Annotated in this window: 14 protein-coding genes; 13 read left to right on the top strand and 1 reads right to left on the bottom strand. The window is 60.7% G+C overall.

Going from position 1 to position 15709, the window contains the following annotated elements; genetic code table 11:
* Window positions 1–70 precede the first annotated feature (70 nt).
* The 13 genes from miaB to ONB52_18065 all read left to right on the top strand — a co-directional run bounded on the left by miaB (window position 71) and on the right by ONB52_18065 (window position 14473).
* Window positions 71–1426, top strand: a complete 1356-nt coding sequence (miaB, locus tag ONB52_18125; protein MDZ7418050.1) for a tRNA (N6-isopentenyl adenosine(37)-C2)-methylthiotransferase MiaB — start codon at window positions 71–73, stop codon at window positions 1424–1426.
* Between the two features lie 230 nt (window positions 1427–1656).
* Window positions 1657–2823: an acyl-CoA dehydrogenase family protein gene (locus ONB52_18120; protein MDZ7418049.1), complete on the top strand. Its 1167-nt coding sequence runs from the start codon at window positions 1657–1659 to the stop codon at window positions 2821–2823.
* A gap of 80 nt (window positions 2824–2903) precedes the next feature.
* Window positions 2904–3317: a DUF2203 domain-containing protein gene (locus tag ONB52_18115; GenBank protein ID MDZ7418048.1), complete on the top strand. Its 414-nt coding sequence runs from the start codon at window positions 2904–2906 to the stop codon at window positions 3315–3317.
* A gap of 92 nt (window positions 3318–3409) precedes the next feature.
* The gene (locus ONB52_18110; protein MDZ7418047.1) at window positions 3410–4552 is read left to right on the top strand and encodes an efflux RND transporter periplasmic adaptor subunit; all 1143 of its coding nucleotides are present in this window, start codon (window positions 3410–3412) and stop codon (window positions 4550–4552) included.
* The gene (locus tag ONB52_18105; GenBank protein ID MDZ7418046.1) at window positions 4509–5756 is read left to right on the top strand and encodes an ABC transporter permease; all 1248 of its coding nucleotides are present in this window, start codon (window positions 4509–4511) and stop codon (window positions 5754–5756) included. Before ONB52_18110 ends, ONB52_18105 begins: the two co-directional genes overlap by 44 nt.
* The gene (locus ONB52_18100; GenBank protein MDZ7418045.1) at window positions 5753–6433 is read left to right on the top strand and encodes an ABC transporter ATP-binding protein; all 681 of its coding nucleotides are present in this window, start codon (window positions 5753–5755) and stop codon (window positions 6431–6433) included. Before ONB52_18105 ends, ONB52_18100 begins: the two co-directional genes overlap by 4 nt.
* 18 nt (window positions 6434–6451) lie before the next feature.
* Complete coding sequence (locus ONB52_18095) at window positions 6452–7276, top strand: hypothetical protein (GenBank protein ID MDZ7418044.1); 825 nt, start codon at window positions 6452–6454, stop codon at window positions 7274–7276.
* Between the two features lie 575 nt (window positions 7277–7851).
* The gene (locus ONB52_18090) at window positions 7852–8271 is read left to right on the top strand and encodes a hypothetical protein (GenBank protein ID MDZ7418043.1); all 420 of its coding nucleotides are present in this window, start codon (window positions 7852–7854) and stop codon (window positions 8269–8271) included.
* Between the two features lie 66 nt (window positions 8272–8337).
* The gene (gene rny, locus ONB52_18085; protein ID MDZ7418042.1) at window positions 8338–9888 is read left to right on the top strand and encodes a ribonuclease Y; all 1551 of its coding nucleotides are present in this window, start codon (window positions 8338–8340) and stop codon (window positions 9886–9888) included.
* Between the two features lie 197 nt (window positions 9889–10085).
* Window positions 10086–10505 (top strand): cytochrome c maturation protein CcmE, encoded by a 420-nt coding sequence (locus ONB52_18080; GenBank protein MDZ7418041.1) that lies wholly within the window; start codon window positions 10086–10088, stop codon window positions 10503–10505.
* 130 nt (window positions 10506–10635) lie between these two features.
* Window positions 10636–12636 carry a heme lyase CcmF/NrfE family subunit gene (locus ONB52_18075; GenBank protein ID MDZ7418040.1) on the top strand — a complete coding sequence of 667 codons (2001 nt, stop codon included), beginning with the start codon at window positions 10636–10638 and terminating at the stop codon, window positions 12634–12636.
* 19 nt (window positions 12637–12655) lie between these two features.
* The gene (gene add, locus ONB52_18070; GenBank protein MDZ7418039.1) at window positions 12656–13684 is read left to right on the top strand and encodes an adenosine deaminase; all 1029 of its coding nucleotides are present in this window, start codon (window positions 12656–12658) and stop codon (window positions 13682–13684) included.
* A gap of 69 nt (window positions 13685–13753) precedes the next feature.
* A complete protein-coding gene (locus ONB52_18065) occupies window positions 13754–14473 on the top strand; it encodes a DUF2652 domain-containing protein (GenBank protein MDZ7418038.1) in 720 nt (239 codons plus the stop codon).
* Window positions 14474–14548: 75 nt separating this feature from the next.
* Here the strand turns inward: ONB52_18065 and ONB52_18060 are convergent, their stop codons facing one another.
* A complete protein-coding gene (locus tag ONB52_18060; GenBank protein ID MDZ7418037.1) occupies window positions 14549–15664 on the bottom strand; it encodes a carboxylate-amine ligase in 1116 nt (371 codons plus the stop codon).
* Between the last annotated feature and the right edge of the window lie 45 nt (window positions 15665–15709).

Below are 15709 nucleotides of genomic sequence, written 5' to 3'. Positions count from 1 at the left end.
GGCCTGGAGCGAGCTGCGGACATGAGCGCAGACAACCGGCAGAAAATTCGCACGCAACGACAGCGCAAACATGAAGATCTATCTTGAAACCTACGGCTGCCAGATGAACGAATACGACTCGGAGGTGATTCGTTCAGTTCTGCGCCAGCAACAACACGAGTTCACCGAAGTCGAAGCCCAGGCCGACGTGGTTTTGCTCAATACATGTGCGATCCGCGAAAATGCGCATGAAAAAATTTTCCACCGCCTGGAACACCTGCGCGGTCTCAAGCAGCGGCGCAAGGGCAGGCTCATCGTGGGCGTGCTGGGCTGCATGGCGCAAAACCTGCGCGCCGAGCTGGCGGAGCGCGCCAGTGTCGTGGATATCGTTGCCGGCCCCGACAGCTACAAACGGCTGCCGGCCCTGATGGCTGCGGTGCGGGAGGGTCGCGAAAAAGCCTTCGACTTTTCGCTGTCAGAGTACGAGACGTATGCCGATATTGCCCCACAACGCCGGCCGGGGGTGAACGCGTGGATTGCGATCATGCGCGGCTGTGACAACTTCTGCACCTTTTGCGTGGTGCCCTACACCCGCGGCCGGGAACGCAGCCGCGAGCCGCGCAACATCGTGGCGGAGGCGGAACGCATTGCCGCCGAGGGTTTCAAGCAGGTCACCCTGCTCGGCCAAAACGTCAACTCCTACCGCTACGAGCACTATGATTTCGCCGACCTGCTGCAGATGGTGGCGGAGGTCGAGGGACTCGAGCGCATCCGCTTCACTTCGCCGCATCCCAAGGATTTTCCGCGCAAGCTGCTGCAGACGATGGCACGCCATCCCAAGCTGTGCAAGCACATTCATCTGCCGCTGCAGGCGGGCAGCAACGCCGTACTCGCACGCATGAATCGCAACTACACGCGCGAGGAGTTTCTGGCTTTGGTCGCGGAGATTCGCGACATTTTGCCGGAAGTTTCCCTGACCACCGACATCATCTGCGGCTTCTGCGGCGAAACCGAAGCCGATTTCGAGGAAACCCTGCAGGTGGTCGAGCAGGTGCGCTTTGACTCGGCCTTCACGTTCAAATACAGCCAGCGCCAGCATACCATCGCCGCGCGCAAATATGCCGATGATGTCCCGGAGCAGGTCAAGACCGCGCGCCTGATGCGATTGAATGAATTGCAGCGCGAAATTTCCCTGGCACAAAACGCGCGCGAAGTGGGCCGCGTGCATACCGTGCTGGTCGAGGAAGTGAGCAAGAAGCGGCCGGACGAATGGCTGGGGCGCACCGATCAAAACAAGGGCGTGGTGTTTGCCGGCCGGGTCAAGCCCGGTGATTTGGTGCGGGTGCGGATCGTGTCTTACGGCACCAATACCCTGCTGGGCACAATCGTGGGGGATTATCGTCACCGCTTCCCGATTCAGCAGGAGGCGCCGGTGTGTTGCGCTTGAAGGACTTTTGGCGCGGCAATGCGGGATAGCTTGCAGTGTTCTGCCCGGCCAGGCGGGCATCGCAGGCAAACACACAACCTGGACACGGGCTTTAAAAAACACTCCGCCAAATCATTCGTGAGGATTTGGCAAACGCTGACCGGACAGGCCGTCTGAACTCGGGATTGGTGCCGGCGGCATGCGGGCGCTATTCCGCAAAGGCCTCATCATCACCCTGCGTCTGCGCGAACATGTCCACTCTCAACCCCTTCGATTTTTACAACATTGAAGCCTCCCTCTCGGACGAGGAAAAAGCGGTGCGCGACCAGGTGCGCGAGTTCGTGCACAAGGAGGTAAAACCCGTCATTCGCGACCATTTTCGCGAGGGCACTTTCCCGCGCCAGCTCATCAAACCGATCGGAGAGATGGGCCTGCTGGGTGCCAACTTGAGGGGCTATGACTGCCCGGGCCTGAACAACGTCGCCTACGGGTTGATCATGCAGGAATTGGAGGCGGGTGACAGCGGCCTGCGCAGTTTTGCCTCGGTGCAGGGCGCGCTGGTGATGTATCCGATCTGGGCGTTTGGCAGCGAAGAACAAAAGCAAAAATATCTGCCGCGGCTGGCGCGCGCCGAGTTGATCGGCTGTTTCGGTTTGACGGAGCCGGACTACGGCTCCAATCCCGCCGGCATGATTTCACGTGCCGAGCGGCGTGCGGATGGCTTCGTGCTCAACGGCCGCAAAATGTGGATCACCAACGGCACACTGGCCGACGTCGCCGTGATCTGGGCCAAGCTCGACGGCACGATACGCGGCTTTCTGGTGGAAAAAGGCACCCCGGGCTTCCGCCAGCAGAAAATCCACGGCAAGCTCTCTCTGCGCGCCTCCGACACCGCCGAGCTGCTGTTGGATGATTGTCATGTGCCAACCGCGGCCATGCTGCCGCACGCCGAGGGTCTGAAAGCCCCTCTGAGCTGCCTGAGTCAAGCGCGCTACGGCATTGCCTGGGGCGTGTTGGGCGCGGCGCTGGCCTGCTATCAAGAGGCGCTGGCTTATGCCAAAGGCCGCATCATGTTCGACAAACCGATCGCCGCGTTCCAGTTGATCCAGGAGAAATTCGCGCACATGGTCAGCGAGATCACCAAAATGCAGTTGCTCTGCCTGCATCTCGGCCGCCTGAAGGATCAGGGCCGGGCGCAGCCGGCACAAATCAGCCTGGCGAAGCGCAACAACTGCCATCACGCGCTGGAGATTGCGCGCCTGTGCCGCGAAATTCTCGGCGCCAACGGCATCATCGACGACTATCTCGCCATGCGCCATGCGGTCAATCTGGAAAGTGTGAAAACCTACGAAGGCACTCATGAAATTCACACCTTGATTTTGGGCCAGGCGGTCACCGGCATGGCGGCATTTCATTGACGCCCGGCCCGCAAGAGGACTCATTCTCCGGTAGGAGTCGTGCGCGAACCAAAGTCTGATTCATCTTTTTAGGAGGAAGTGTGAAGCCGTACGATCAACTCAGGGATGATGGCATGCCCCGTTTCACGCTCGAACAGGCCAATTTGCTGTTGCCCAGGCTGATCGAGCTGACCGAGCAGGTGATCGAAGCATTGCAGGAGGCCAAGGATCGGATGGAGGCCGAGCAGTTGTTCAATGAGGCCGACGCCCAGCAGAGCTACGATCTGCAGGTGGCTTTGACACTCGAGCGCTGGTCCCAACAGGTGCTCAAGCTCGGCGCCTATCCCAAGGGCTATTTCACGGTCGATTTCAAGAGCATGATCCCGGAAACGCTGCTGTGCTGGACCTATGGCGAAACGCAGATCACGCACACGCACAAAGTCTGGGAAAATTTCAAACATCGCCGGCCCATCGAACATCCGGAAGTTTATTCGTTCGCCTTTTCGCTGAACTGAGTGCCACACTGCCCGCAGGCGAAGATCGGGCGGGCAGTGTTCTCCTTGCCCGGCGAACAGAAAGGTCTGGCTCAAATGTGTGCAAGTGATTCATGAAAACGGATTCCCCCAGCCTGCTTCGTCACCCCCACCAGGAAATTTCCACCCCCGCACGACTGCCGGCAAAGGGGCGTCAGGTGCTGCCCTGGCTGCTCAGTCTCGTGTTGCTTTTTCTCATTTTTCGAATAGCCGCCTTTGTGCGCCAGCCGCCGGTCGCCGAGGTGGCGACCGTGAAGCAGGAAACCGTGGTGCGCGTGCTGGCGCTCAACGCCCGCGTCCGGCCGCGCTACACCAACCGGATCACACCGGTGGTTTCCGGCCGCTTGGTGCGGCTCAACCGCGAGGAAGGCGAAGCGGTGCAGCAGGGTGAAGTGCTGGCGCAGATTTTCGACGAAGCGGCCACCGCCGCGCTGCGGCAGGCACAGGCCGCGGCAGCCACCGAGCAGGAGCGCTGGTTGCAGGCCTGCCGTGATTTCGAGCGCGCCCGGGAGCTGCACCAGGCCGGTTTGATTTCCGCGGAGGAATTGGAAAAGGCCCAGCTCACGCGTGCGCAGTTCGAAAAGACGCTGCAGCAGCGGCAGGCGGTGGTGGCCGAAGCCCGGGCGCGACTTGCGGATTACCTCCTGCGCGCCCCCTTCAACGGTTACGTTCTCGCACGACCGGTCGATCCCGGCCAGATCGTGACCCCCGGAACCGTGATCTATGAAATCGCCACCACCGAACAACTCGAAGTCGAAGCGGAAGTGGATGAACAGTATCTCAGCGAGCTCACGCCGGGCATGCCGGCGACGGTTTCCCCGCTGGGCAACAACCGCCGGCTTTATGAGACCAGGCTGTGTTACATTGCAAAAGGTGTGAACCCCCAAACCGGCGCCGCCATCGTCCGCTTCTGCTTTGTCGATGCGCCGCCGGCCTGGCCCATCGGCCTGTCACTGGACGTCAATCTCACCGTGGCCCGCCATGAGAATGCGCTCACGGTGCCGCGTGCCGCAGTGGCCGGCTTCGGCAGCGCACCGTATGTTTATGTGGTGCGGGAGGGCCGTGCGACGCGGCGGCCGGTGCAGGTGATCGACTGGCAAGCCGAGCGGATCGTGGTGCTGAGCGGCCTCGCCGCCGGCGAGACCGTCATCATGAATCCGAGGATGGTATCCGATGGTATGGCAATTCGGCCGCGACTTTCTCAAACCGCGCTTTGAACTGAAAGTTGCCTGGCGTTACCTGTGCAGCAGTCCCCTGCAAACCGGTTTGATTCTGCTCGGCATTGTGGTCGGCATCGTGGTCTACACGTTCATCGCGGCCCTGATCAACGGTTTGGCGACGCGTCTGACCAACGACGTGGTGGGCAATCTCGCCCATGTGACGCTGGAGCCGCCGGAACGCGAGCCGGCGCTGTTGCGCATGCCGCCGGAGGGCCGGCCGCTGGTGGCGGTGCAGCGGCTAAATCAACAGCGCACGGAAATCACCGGCTGGCGGCATCTGGTGGCGACGATCGCGCAAACCCCGGGCGTGAGCGTGGTGGTGCCGCAGGTGATCGGCAACGGTTTCATCCAGCGGGGGGAAAAGATCGCGCCGGTGAACATTACCGGTTGCGAGCCGGAGAATCTTTCCGCCATCATCGATGTGGCCGGCGGCTTGGTGCGCGGGCAGGCTGTGCTGGCGCCCGGGGAGGTGCTGATCGGAGTGCGGCTGGCGGAAGAGCTGGGCGTCACCACCGGCCAGCGCCTGCTGCTGCAGAGCGAGCGCGGCCGCAGCCGCGCCCTGCTGATTCGCGGTCTCTTTGACGTGGGCAGTGCCAGCGTCAACGAGCGCGTGGTGTTTGTCGAGCTGGGCACGGCGCAGGCGTTGCTGGACTTGCAGGGCAGCGTTACCCAGATCGCGGTGAAGTTGCAGAACATTTTCACCGCACAACAACTCGCCGTCCGGCTGGCCGGCAGCACCGGGCTGCAGGCCAGGAACTGGATCGACGAGAACCGGCGGCTGCAGGAGGGCCTGCGTTCGCAGGGCATGACCGGTGATCTCATCAAAATTTTCAGCCTGCTGGTGATCATCATCGGCGTGGCGAGCAAGCTGCTGCTCGCCGCCGTGCGGCGCAGCCCGGAAATCGGCATCATGCGCAGCATGGGCGTGGGCCAAACCTCGATCATTGTCATTTTTCTGTTGCAGGGCTGGCTGCTGGGCCTGGTCGGCTCCAGCGTGGGTGCCGGGGTGGGCTGGTTTTTTTGTGAATTTTTGCGGGTGGTGACGCTGCGGCCAGACGGCCGCGCCGGCCTGCCCGTTGATCCGGCGCAGGGCGAGTACGGTCTGGCCATCATCCTGGCCACGGTGTTCAGCACGCTGGCGGCGATTCTGCCGGCACGCGCCGCTGCCAAAGTCGATCCGGTGGAGGTGTTGCACCAATGAGCGCACTCGTGCTGCGTGCCCGGCAAATCGTCAAAACCTTTCACGACGGCGAGCTGGAAACCCAGGTGCTCAAGGGCATTGATTTGGATATTGCCGCCGGTGATTTCCTGGCGCTGATGGGGCCCAGCGGCAGCGGCAAGAGCACTCTGCTCGCCATCCTGGGAACTCTGTTGCGGCCGACCAGTGGCACGCTCGAAGTGGCCGGGCAAACCACCGCGGGCGTTGATGATGCCACCCTCACCCGTTTCCGCAACCGCCATCTGGGCTTCGTTTATCAATTTCACCATCTGCTGCCCGATTTCACCGCGCGGGAGAATGTGCTGTTTCCGGCGCTCGCTCATTATGGCCGCGAGACCGCCGCGGCGCGCCAGCGTGCCGCAGCGCTGCTGCAGCGCGTGGGCCTGGGCCACCGCCTCGATTACAAGGCTGCCAAGCTCTCCGGCGGCCAAAAACAGCGGGTCGCCGTCGCGCGCGCCGTGATGATGAAACCCGAACTCGTTTTGGCAGATGAACCCACCGGCAATCTGGATCGCGAGGCGGCCGGCGAGGTGATGACACTGTTGCACGAGATGCGCGACCAGGAAGGCACCGCCTTCCTGATCAGCACACACGATCCCCAGATTGCGGCGCGCTGTGACCGTGTGATTCAAATCGTCGACGGACGCATCCAATCCTGAAAGGCGGCGAACGGTCGGATGTTCAAGCTCATTTTCTTTTCTCTCTTCAGCCATCTCGCCATTGGCAGCCTGCTGCCGTTGTTTTTCATTGCCCTCGAAGAAATTGGCACGCTGTATTTTCGGCTGGTCAGCCTGCTGGCGGCGCTCTTTCTGGGCTTCGCCCTGCTCGCCCAACCCTTCAGCGCTGCACAGCCGGCCGTGATGTCAGTGGCCGGCCTTTCCACCGGCTGGGTGCTGGGGTTGCTGGCCGCCAGTCTCGTCATCCTGCTGGCCGGCGCGTTGTGGATCCAAACCCTGCGCAAGCGTTATCTGTGGCCGGCGTTCGGAGCCGGGGTGCTGGCGCTGCTGGCGGGCGCCTTCTTTTTTCCCGCAGCTGCCGGTGCCGCACAACCCGCCTTGCCCTTGAAAGCCCTGAGCGTTGCGGGCTCGGCTTTCCTGTTGGGCAGCGTGATGACGGCCATGATCACCGGACATTGGTATTTGGTGAATCATCGCCTGACGATGCAGCCGTTGCGAATTGCCTCCCTGCTGTTTCTGGCAGCCGTGATCCTGCGGACGCTGTTCGTGACCGGTGTGATGTCATTCCATGCGCTGGCTGAGGAGACGACAGCCGCCGCACTCACCCGCCATTTGCTCGGCCTTTCCGGCGAGGGCTTGATCTTTTGGGCGCGGGTGGCGATCGGGCTGGTCGGGCCGCTGATTTTCGGTTTCATGGTCCAGGCAACGGTGAAGCTGCGCAGCACGCAATCCGCCACCGGCATCCTCTATGCTGCCGTGGTGATGGTGTTCATCGGCGAGGCATTTTCGAAGTTTATCTGGTTCTTCACGGGCATTCCGGTTTAGCCTGTAGCGGTTTCCCCAATTGTGCATGGTAATCCCTCGGTAACGTGTGGCGTGGCGCCGACATTCCTGCCGGCAGACGAGAGGCCCGGGCTGCACCCCCACATGTAACTGAGGCATTCCTGCGCATGGGTGCAGGCTTTTTGAGATCCTTGTTGCCGGCCCCGCCGGTGGCGCGAGTTTCCCGCATTCAGTGACTGCAGTTTTGCCGGATCGCGCATGCGTGTCTGCCCCATAGCCCCGTCTCATCGCAAAGAGGTTCCGACAACGGCTTGGCCGCAGCCTTGAAAACCGCAAAGGCCCCCCACTGCCAGATGCCTTGCCCAAGCCCGTCTCTGGCGGGAGGGAATCTTGTCTGCCGCCACGAATTATGTCTTGATTTTCGGGTGTTAACGACCTATATTTTTCGCACTTTTGAACAAGCAGGATGCCTGGAGCGTGGCCCTCAAACCGGCATTCTTTGGCCTGGGCGCAACGCAGAGACAACAAGACGCGTTCGCCCGTACGGTTGCAAAAGAGGCGGGATGACGGCTGCGGCTCTGGCGCGAAGGCATCAGCTCATCTCAGGAGAGACCACCATGGAACTGAAAACAGAAGAGCTGACCTTCCGGTTGCGCTTGGAATTGATGGTATGCCTGTTCAACGGCCAATCGCTGCGGCCTCTGTTGGACAAGCTGACCACCGCACAACTGGTGCAGGCGCACAATTTTCTGTGGAACAAGCTGGTGGAGTTTCATTTCAAGACGCAAAAGGGCGAGTTTCATCGCGAAGCAGTCACGCGCAAAATGCTCCCCTCCGCCAAATATCAAAAGCTGCAAAACTGTGACCTGCGTCTGGATTACTGCAAGGGCGTCGAGTGCGTGTGGTCCAACCCGGCGTGTGCGGGCAACAAGATCAAGAACAACATGGAAGTCATGGCCGAGCATATGCGGGGCTATTTGCGCATGCGTCCGGTGACGGCCACTCCCGCCGTGGCGCATCAATACGCCGTCATTTGAGACGGGCGGAGAGGCCAGGGAGCGGAATCGCCCGCGGATTCCTTTCGCGATAAAGCGAGGCAGATCATGGGATCATTTGGAATATATGGTGCGGTCGCGCTGACGGCCTTTGTGCTGGCCTGGTTTCTGGCCAAATTCGTCATCCATCGCCGGCTTGCCCGGGCGCGGGCAACGGCAGCCGATCTTCTGGCGCAGGCCGAGAAGGAAGCGGAACGCAAGAAACAGCAAATCCTGGTGCAGGCCAAACAGGAGTGGTATCGCGAGCGCGAAGAGCAGGAACAAAAACTCAAACAGCGCCAGCGCAAGGTGGAGCAAAACGAAGAGCGCCTGGAGGAGCGCGAAAGAAAGCTCAACCGCCGCGATGAGGCACTGCGGCAGCGCGAGAGCGCCTTGCAGCAGCGCGAGAGCGAACTGGAGAACCACCGTCTCTCGCTCAAAGCCAAGGATGCCGAGCTGGAAAAGCTGATTGCCACCCAAACCCTCGAGCTTTCCAAAATCACCCAGCTTTCCCTGGAGGAGGCGAAACAGCGGTTGATGGAGAATCTGCGGCAGGAATTCAATCGCGAGGCGGCGGAGCTTTACAAAAGCATTGTTGATGAGGCCAAGGCCAACGCCACGCGTGAAGCCAAACGCATCCTCACCATGACCATCGAGCGCATTGCCTCCGAACATGCTTCCGAGACCTCGGTGTCGGTGGTGCCCATCCCTTCGGAAGAAGTCAAAGGCCGCATCATTGGCCGTGACGGCCGCAACATCAAAGCTTTCGAGCAGGCCACCGGCGTGAAGGTGGTGGTGGATGACACGCCCGAGGCGGTGGTGCTCTCCGCCTTTGATCCGGTCAAACGCGAAGTCGCGCGGCTGGCGCTGGAGCGGCTGATCAGCAACGGCAAGATTCATCCCCAGCGGGTGGAGGACGTGGTGGCGGCGTGCGAGGAGGAGGTCGAAAAAATCATTTGGCGCGCCGGCAACGAAGCCGTGGCCGCGGTGGGCATCGGCAAAATTCACCCTGATCTCATTCGTGTGCTCGGCCGGCTGCATTTTCGCACCAGCTACGGGCAAAACGTGCTGGAGCACTCCAAGGAGGTGGCCTTCATCTGCGGCGCGCTGGCCGCCGAGTTGCGGCTGGATGTGCGCATGGCCAAACGCGCCGGCCTGCTGCATGACATCGGCAAGGCCGTCAGCCAAAACCAGGAGGGCACCCACACCCAGCTCGGCATGGAGATCGGCCGAAAGTACAACGAAGATCCCATCGTCATCAATGCCATCGGCTCCCACCATGAAGACATTCCCGCGGATAATTTGATCTCGCTGCTGGTGAGCGCGGCCGACGCCATCTCTGGCTCGCGGCCGGGGGCGCGCCGCGACACCCTGGACGGCTATGTCAAACGCATCGACAAGCTCGAGAAGCTGGCGGACAGCTTTGATGCCGTGGCGAAAGCCTATGCCATCTCCGCGGGCCGCGAAATCCGCGTGATGGTGCAGCCCGAAAAAATCAGCGATGCCGAAGCCGATCTGCTGGCCTCTGACATCGCCAAGAAGATTCACCAGGCGCTGGAATATCCCGGCCAAATCAAGGTCACCGTCATTCGCGAAACCAAGGCGACCGCCTATGCCTGAGGTTCTCAGCCTTGCGCCACAGGTTTCGCAATATTGAGAATATTCTGCCACTGCCGGCGCCCAGCCAGCAAGCAGGCAGGGCTTGAACGCAATGGTTTTTACCGACAAGACCGGCCAGGCAGGGGTGGCATGGAAATTGTCTCTCCCGCATGCAACCAAACCCATCACACCCAAACTTTGTCAAAGTGAGAAGATTTATGGAACGTCGCCGTGTTCGCATCTTCGCTGCCTTTGGTGCGGTGATTGCCATCATCGCATGGATGATCGCCAGCGGCTTTAAGGATACCATGGTGTATTACAAGACCGTGCCCGAACTCAAAGCCATTGGCCAGGAGGCGGACGGCCGCGGCTTTCGCGTCAGCGGGCACGTGGTGCCCGGCTCAGTGGTGAAAGCCGAGGATGGTCTGTCCATCAGCTTTGTGATCGAGGAACAAGGCCAGCAACTGCCGGTGTCGTATCACGGCATCGTGCCGGACACGTTCAAGGAAGACATCGACGTCCTGCTGGAAGGCAAATATGCCAACGGCCGGTTTGCGGCCAGCCAAATCTTCACCAAGTGCGCCAGCAAATATGAAAGTGAAAAGGGCAGCGGGGAGGCGGCGCCGCCTTCGACCTGAGCAGTCCGCCCGCAAGCTGGCGAGTGATTGTTGTTCATCTCATGGCCCCGTCAAGGGGCTTTTTGCCACCCGGCCGCCGGGGTGCGACCTGCAAGAAATGCGGTAAAACCTGAACTCGGGACAACACGTCATGACTCAATTGGGAAGCATCTTCATCTGGCTGTCGCTCGGCTGTGCCGTATATGCCATCCTCGCCTCCGTGCTGGGCGCACGGCGCAAGGACGCGCAATTGCTTGCCAGCAGCGAGAACGCTGCCTTTGGCGTCACCATTTTTCTCACGCTGGCTGCACTGGCTTTGTGGCAGGCGATCTTCGCCGACAACTTCCGCGTCGAATACGTGGCGAGCTACAGCAATCGCGCGTTGCCGGCTTATTACAAATTCACCGCGCTGTGGGCAGGCATGAAAGGCTCGCTGCTGTTTTGGGCGTGGCTGCTCTCCCTGTTCAGCACGGTGTGCATTCTGCTTTATCGCCGCAAGCAGATCACTCTAATGCCGTATGTCACGGCGATCAACACAGCGGTAGCGCTGTTCTTCATCTGCCTGATCACCTTCGTCACGCCGCCGTTTGAAATGCTGAATTTCATGCCGGCGGACGGCCGCGGCTTGAACCCCCTGCTGCAGCATCCCGCCATGGCGATTCACCCGCCGGTGCTTTATCTCGGCTATGTGGGCTTCACCATTCCCTACGCTTTCGCCCTGGCCGCCCTGATCACCGGCCAACTCGGCAATGAATGGCTTAAAATCACGCGGCGGTGGACCATCATCCCGTGGTTCTTCCTGGGGGTGGGCATGATGCTGGGCGGCAAGTGGGCCTATATGGAACTCGGCTGGGGCGGCTACTGGGCCTGGGATCCAGTCGAAAACGCCGCGCTGATGCCCTGGCTCACCGGCACCGCCTTCCTGCATTCCGTCATTATTCAGGAAAAGAAAAACATGCTGCGCGTGTGGAACATGGTGTTGATCATTCTCACCTTCACCTTGTGCATCTTCGGCACCTTCCTCACCCGCAGCGGCGTGATTTCCTCAGTGCACAGCTTCACCACCTCCAGCCTGGGTCCGCTGTTTCTCGCCTTTGTCGGCCTGATTGCGATTGCCTCCTCCTGGCTGCTGATTCTGCGCTCGCATCTTTTGCGCAGCCCGGTGCGAATGGAGGCGGTCATCTCGCGCGAATCCACCTTCCTGTTGAACAACGTGGTGTTTGTGGGCGCCTGCTTCGCGGTGTTTTGGGGTACGGTCTTTCCGGTGGTGTCGGAGGCCGTGCGCGGCGTCAAGATCACCGTCGGTGCCCCCTGGTTCAACGCGGTGCTGGTGCCGATCTCCCTGCTGCTGTTGCTGCTCACCGGCGTCGGGCCGCTGGTGGCCTGGCGCAAGAGCTCGCTGGCGCAACTGCGCAGGATGTTCGCGATCCCCGTGCTGGGCGCATTGCTTGCGCTGGCGGTCTTTCTGGCATTCGGCATCCGCCACCTCTACGCACTCATCTCGTTCACCCTGAGCGTGTTCGTGACGCTCACCATCGTGCTGGAATTCCACCGCGGCGCGCTGGCGCGCGGCCACAGCAGCGGCGAACCCTATCCCCTCGCGCTCTGGCGCCTGCTGATGCGCAACAAGCGGCGCTACGGCGGCTACATCGTCCATTTCGGCATGGTGCTGTTGTTCGTCGGGGTGACCGGCATGGCGTTCACCCAGGAGATCGAAGGCCAGGTCAAACCCGGCGAATCCCTCAAGCTGCGCAATTACGAGCTGGTGTACCAAACCACCGAGCAGTTCAGCGACCCCAACAAAGTCATGATCCAGGCCACCATGACAGTCAAGCGCGACGGCAAGGTGGTGGATACGATTTATCCGCAAAAACACTTTTATATCGTACAAGAACAGCCAACCACCGAGGTGGCGTTGTTTTCGAATTTGCGCGAAGACCTGTACGTTGTTCTCGGCGCCCATCAACCCGAAACCAATGCCGCAACCTTTCACGTCTACCTCAATCCCCTGGTCACCTGGGTGTGGATTGGCGGGCTGGTCTTGACGCTGGGCACCCTGATTACCCTGCTGCCCGAGCCGCGTGAGGGTCGGCGCCAGCCAGCCGCCCAACCGGCGGCGCGAGCCGGCAAGCACGCGCCTGCCACGGTTTGAGCGAAGAGGAGATTCCGGCATGAAAATCACCCGTGACTTTCTGCACGCACTACCGAAAACCGACCTGCATTGCCATCTCGACGGCTCGATCCGGGTGAATACCGCCATGGAGCTCGCCCGCGCCAACGGCATTGCCCTGCCGGACAACGCCGAGGCGGCTTATGATCTCCTCTCGGTCAAAGGCCAGGTGGAAAATCTCAGTGAGTATATCGACAAGTTCGACCTCACCCTCAAGCTGATGCAGGATGAGGAGGCGCTGCGCCGCATTGCCTATGAGCTGGCTGCCGATGCCGCCGCCGAAAACGTGCGCTACATCGAAGTCCGCTTCTCGCCGATCCTGCATCAGCAAAAGGGGCTGTCACTCGAACAGGTGATGGATGCGGTGCTTGCCGGACTGAGCGAGGCCGAAAAGCGCTTCCCCATCCGCACCGCGGTGATCATCTGCGCGATTCGCAGCATGTCGCCGGCGGCCACGCTGCGGCTGGCGGAGTTGACCTTGCAATACAAACGCCGCGGGGTGGTGGCCTTCGACCTCGCCGGCCGCGAGTTCGGCAATCCCGCCAAGGATCACGCCAAGGCCTTCTACTTCATCCGCAAACATTGCATCAACTGCACCGTGCACGCCGGCGAAGCCTACGGCCCCGACAGCATCTACCAGGCCATTCATGCCTGCGGCGCCCACCGCATCGGCCACGGCACCCGCCTGATCGAAGATGAAGATCTGCTCAACTACGTCTGCGATCACCGCATTCCGCTGGAAGTCTGCCTGACCAGCAACGTGCAAACCAAAACAGTGCTGCGCATCGAACATCACCCCTTCAAAAAGTTTCTCGACCGCCAACTGCGCGTCACGCTCAACACCGACAACCGTCTCATCTCCCGCACCACCATGACCGACGAGCTGTGGCTCGCCGTGCAGACCTGGGATCTGAATTATGAGCAGGTGAAAAAAATCGTGCTCAATGGGTTCAAAAGCCTGTTCATCCCCTTCGCCGAAAAAACGAAAATCTACCACGAGGCCAAAGCCCTGCTGGCGCAGTACGATTGAACCATTTTCCTGCCGGCGCCGCGGGGCCGTGCTCCGGCATGCATCCCACAACTTTGCCGTGAGGCCGGAGTGCAACCTGCCACCTCCAAAGCCATTCTGTTGATTGCCGACATCAGTGGTTTTACCCGCTTCATGCGGCTGCATCGCATGGCCATCAGCCATGCCAAACAAATCGTGGTGCGGCTGCTGCAGTCGATCATTTCTGCCTCCACGCCGCCTCTTACCCTGGCCGAACTGGAGGGCGATGCCGCTTTCTTCTATGCGCTCTCCGCCGGTGAGAAAGACCTGCCGCAGACGCTCGCCGCGGTCAAAACACAAATACCGCAATTCTTTCGTTCGTTTTATCAGGCGCTCTACCAAACCCGCGACCTGCGGCTGTGCGTGTGTGAGGCGTGCATGCGCGTCGAGGAGTTGCGGCTGAAAATCGTCATGCACGCCGGCGACATCGCAATCGCGCGCATTGAAAAGTTCGAGAAACTGTTCGGCCTGGACGTCATCCTGGTGCACCGCCTGCTCAAAAACCCGCTGCCGGCGCGCGAGTACATTCTCATGACCCGGGAGGTTTACCGCCAGCTCGATGGCTTCCACGAGCTGCAGCCGGAAAAATGCCGGGTCGACTGCGAAGGCATCGGCCGGGTGGAGACGCTGGTGTTCTATCCGCCGCCGGAGTTGACCGGCCTGCCCTCCACCCCAGTTGCGGCAACACCCCCCTCCCTGTGGCACAAACTCCGCTGGATTGCGCAACTCGATTGGGGCTTCCTGCGCAGCCTGCTGCCCGGCAGACAATAAAAAACCCCGCTCATTGAGACGGGGGCTGTGCCAGAGACAGGGTTGGCGGGCCATGCCCGCCTGTGACTCATATGCTCATCCTGCCGGATCGATTCCCGCCATCGTTTCGCGGATCAAAAAATCCATCACCGCAGTGAGGTCGTGATTGCTTTCCTCGTACACCTGAAGCTGGCGGTCGGCGCTGGTTCCGGTCTCCAGGATACGGTAAAGATAATTGATTTCCTGCCGGCTGTCGAGCTCATCGACTGCTTCATCGACGAAGCGAATGTATTCATAAAGCAGGTCGCGGAACGGCACTTCGGCCTGCTTGCCGAAATCAATCAATTTGCCGGAGATGCCGTAGCGCGCCGCCCGCCATTTGTTTTCTTCGATCAGGGTTGGCCGGTAAATGCGGAAGCTCATGTTGCTCTTGTGCAGCATCCAAAGCTTGGCGACGGTGGCCTGGATCAGGGCGGCGATGGCGATGGTGGTGTCAATGTTGGTGGGGAGGTCGCAGATGCGGATTTCCAGGGTGTTGAAAAAGGCATGCGGCCGGATGTCCCACCAGATTTTCTTGCCGTTGTCGATGCAGTTGGTCTTCACCAGGGTTTGCACAAAATGCTCAAAATCGGCCCAGGAGGTGAAATAATCCGGGATGCCGGTGCGGGGAAAACGGCGAAAGATGACAGCGCGCGTCGATTTCAAGCCGGTGCGCCGGCCGAGCCAAAAGGGCGAACTGGTGGAAAGCGCCAGAATGTGGGGCAGGAAGTAGCGCATTTGGTTGCAGAGCGCAATGGCGGTCTCGCGATCTTCGATGCCGACGTGCACGTGCAGGCCGAAGATGAGATTGGCACGCGCGACATCGCCCATCTCGTCGATGATCATCTTGTAGCGTTCGTGCTCGGTGATTTCCTGCGTGCGCCAGTCGGAAAAAGGATGGGTGCCTGCAGCCACGATGCACAGCCCGTTCTTGGCAGCAATCTGGGCGATGCCGCGCCGCAGGGCGGCGACGCTCGCGCGCGCCTCGCGAATGTTGCGGCAGATGCCGGTGCCCACTTCGACCACCGACTGATGCAGCTCCGGCTTGATGTTTTCCTGCAGCAACATCTTGCCGTCCGCCAGCATTTGCGAAAGATGGGAACGCAACTCGCGGGTGCGCGGATCGACAATCTGGAATTCCTCCTCGATGCCAAGAGTGAATAGCTCTTTCACAATCAGGCTCCTTCCTCAATTCGGCACGACAGCACAGCCGGCACT

The organism is candidate division KSB1 bacterium (assembly GCA_034506255.1).
Lineage (GTDB): Bacteria > Zhuqueibacterota > Zhuqueibacteria > Zhuqueibacterales > Zhuqueibacteraceae > Coneutiohabitans > Coneutiohabitans thermophilus.
This window is presented reverse-complemented; position numbering and strand designations above follow the sequence as displayed.

Excerpts from the sequence above, each read along its gene's own strand:
- miaB (MDZ7418050.1), top strand. The coding sequence starts at position 71 with ATGAAGATCTATCTTGAAACCTACGGCTGCCAGATGAACGAATACGAC.
- ONB52_18120 (MDZ7418049.1), top strand. The coding sequence starts at position 1,657 with ATGTCCACTCTCAACCCCTTCGATTTTTACAACATTGAAGCCTCCCTC.
- ONB52_18110 (MDZ7418047.1), top strand. The coding sequence starts at position 3,410 with ATGAAAACGGATTCCCCCAGCCTGCTTCGTCACCCCCACCAGGAAATT.
- ONB52_18105 (MDZ7418046.1), top strand. The coding sequence starts at position 4,509 with ATGGTATGGCAATTCGGCCGCGACTTTCTCAAACCGCGCTTTGAACTG.
- ONB52_18100 (MDZ7418045.1), top strand. The coding sequence starts at position 5,753 with ATGAGCGCACTCGTGCTGCGTGCCCGGCAAATCGTCAAAACCTTTCAC.
- ONB52_18095 (MDZ7418044.1), top strand. The coding sequence starts at position 6,452 with ATGTTCAAGCTCATTTTCTTTTCTCTCTTCAGCCATCTCGCCATTGGC.
- ONB52_18090 (MDZ7418043.1), top strand. The coding sequence starts at position 7,852 with ATGGAACTGAAAACAGAAGAGCTGACCTTCCGGTTGCGCTTGGAATTG.
- rny (MDZ7418042.1), top strand. The coding sequence starts at position 8,338 with ATGGGATCATTTGGAATATATGGTGCGGTCGCGCTGACGGCCTTTGTG.
- ONB52_18080 (MDZ7418041.1), top strand. The coding sequence starts at position 10,086 with ATGGAACGTCGCCGTGTTCGCATCTTCGCTGCCTTTGGTGCGGTGATT.
- ONB52_18075 (MDZ7418040.1), top strand. The coding sequence starts at position 10,636 with ATGACTCAATTGGGAAGCATCTTCATCTGGCTGTCGCTCGGCTGTGCC.
- add (MDZ7418039.1), top strand. The coding sequence starts at position 12,656 with ATGAAAATCACCCGTGACTTTCTGCACGCACTACCGAAAACCGACCTG.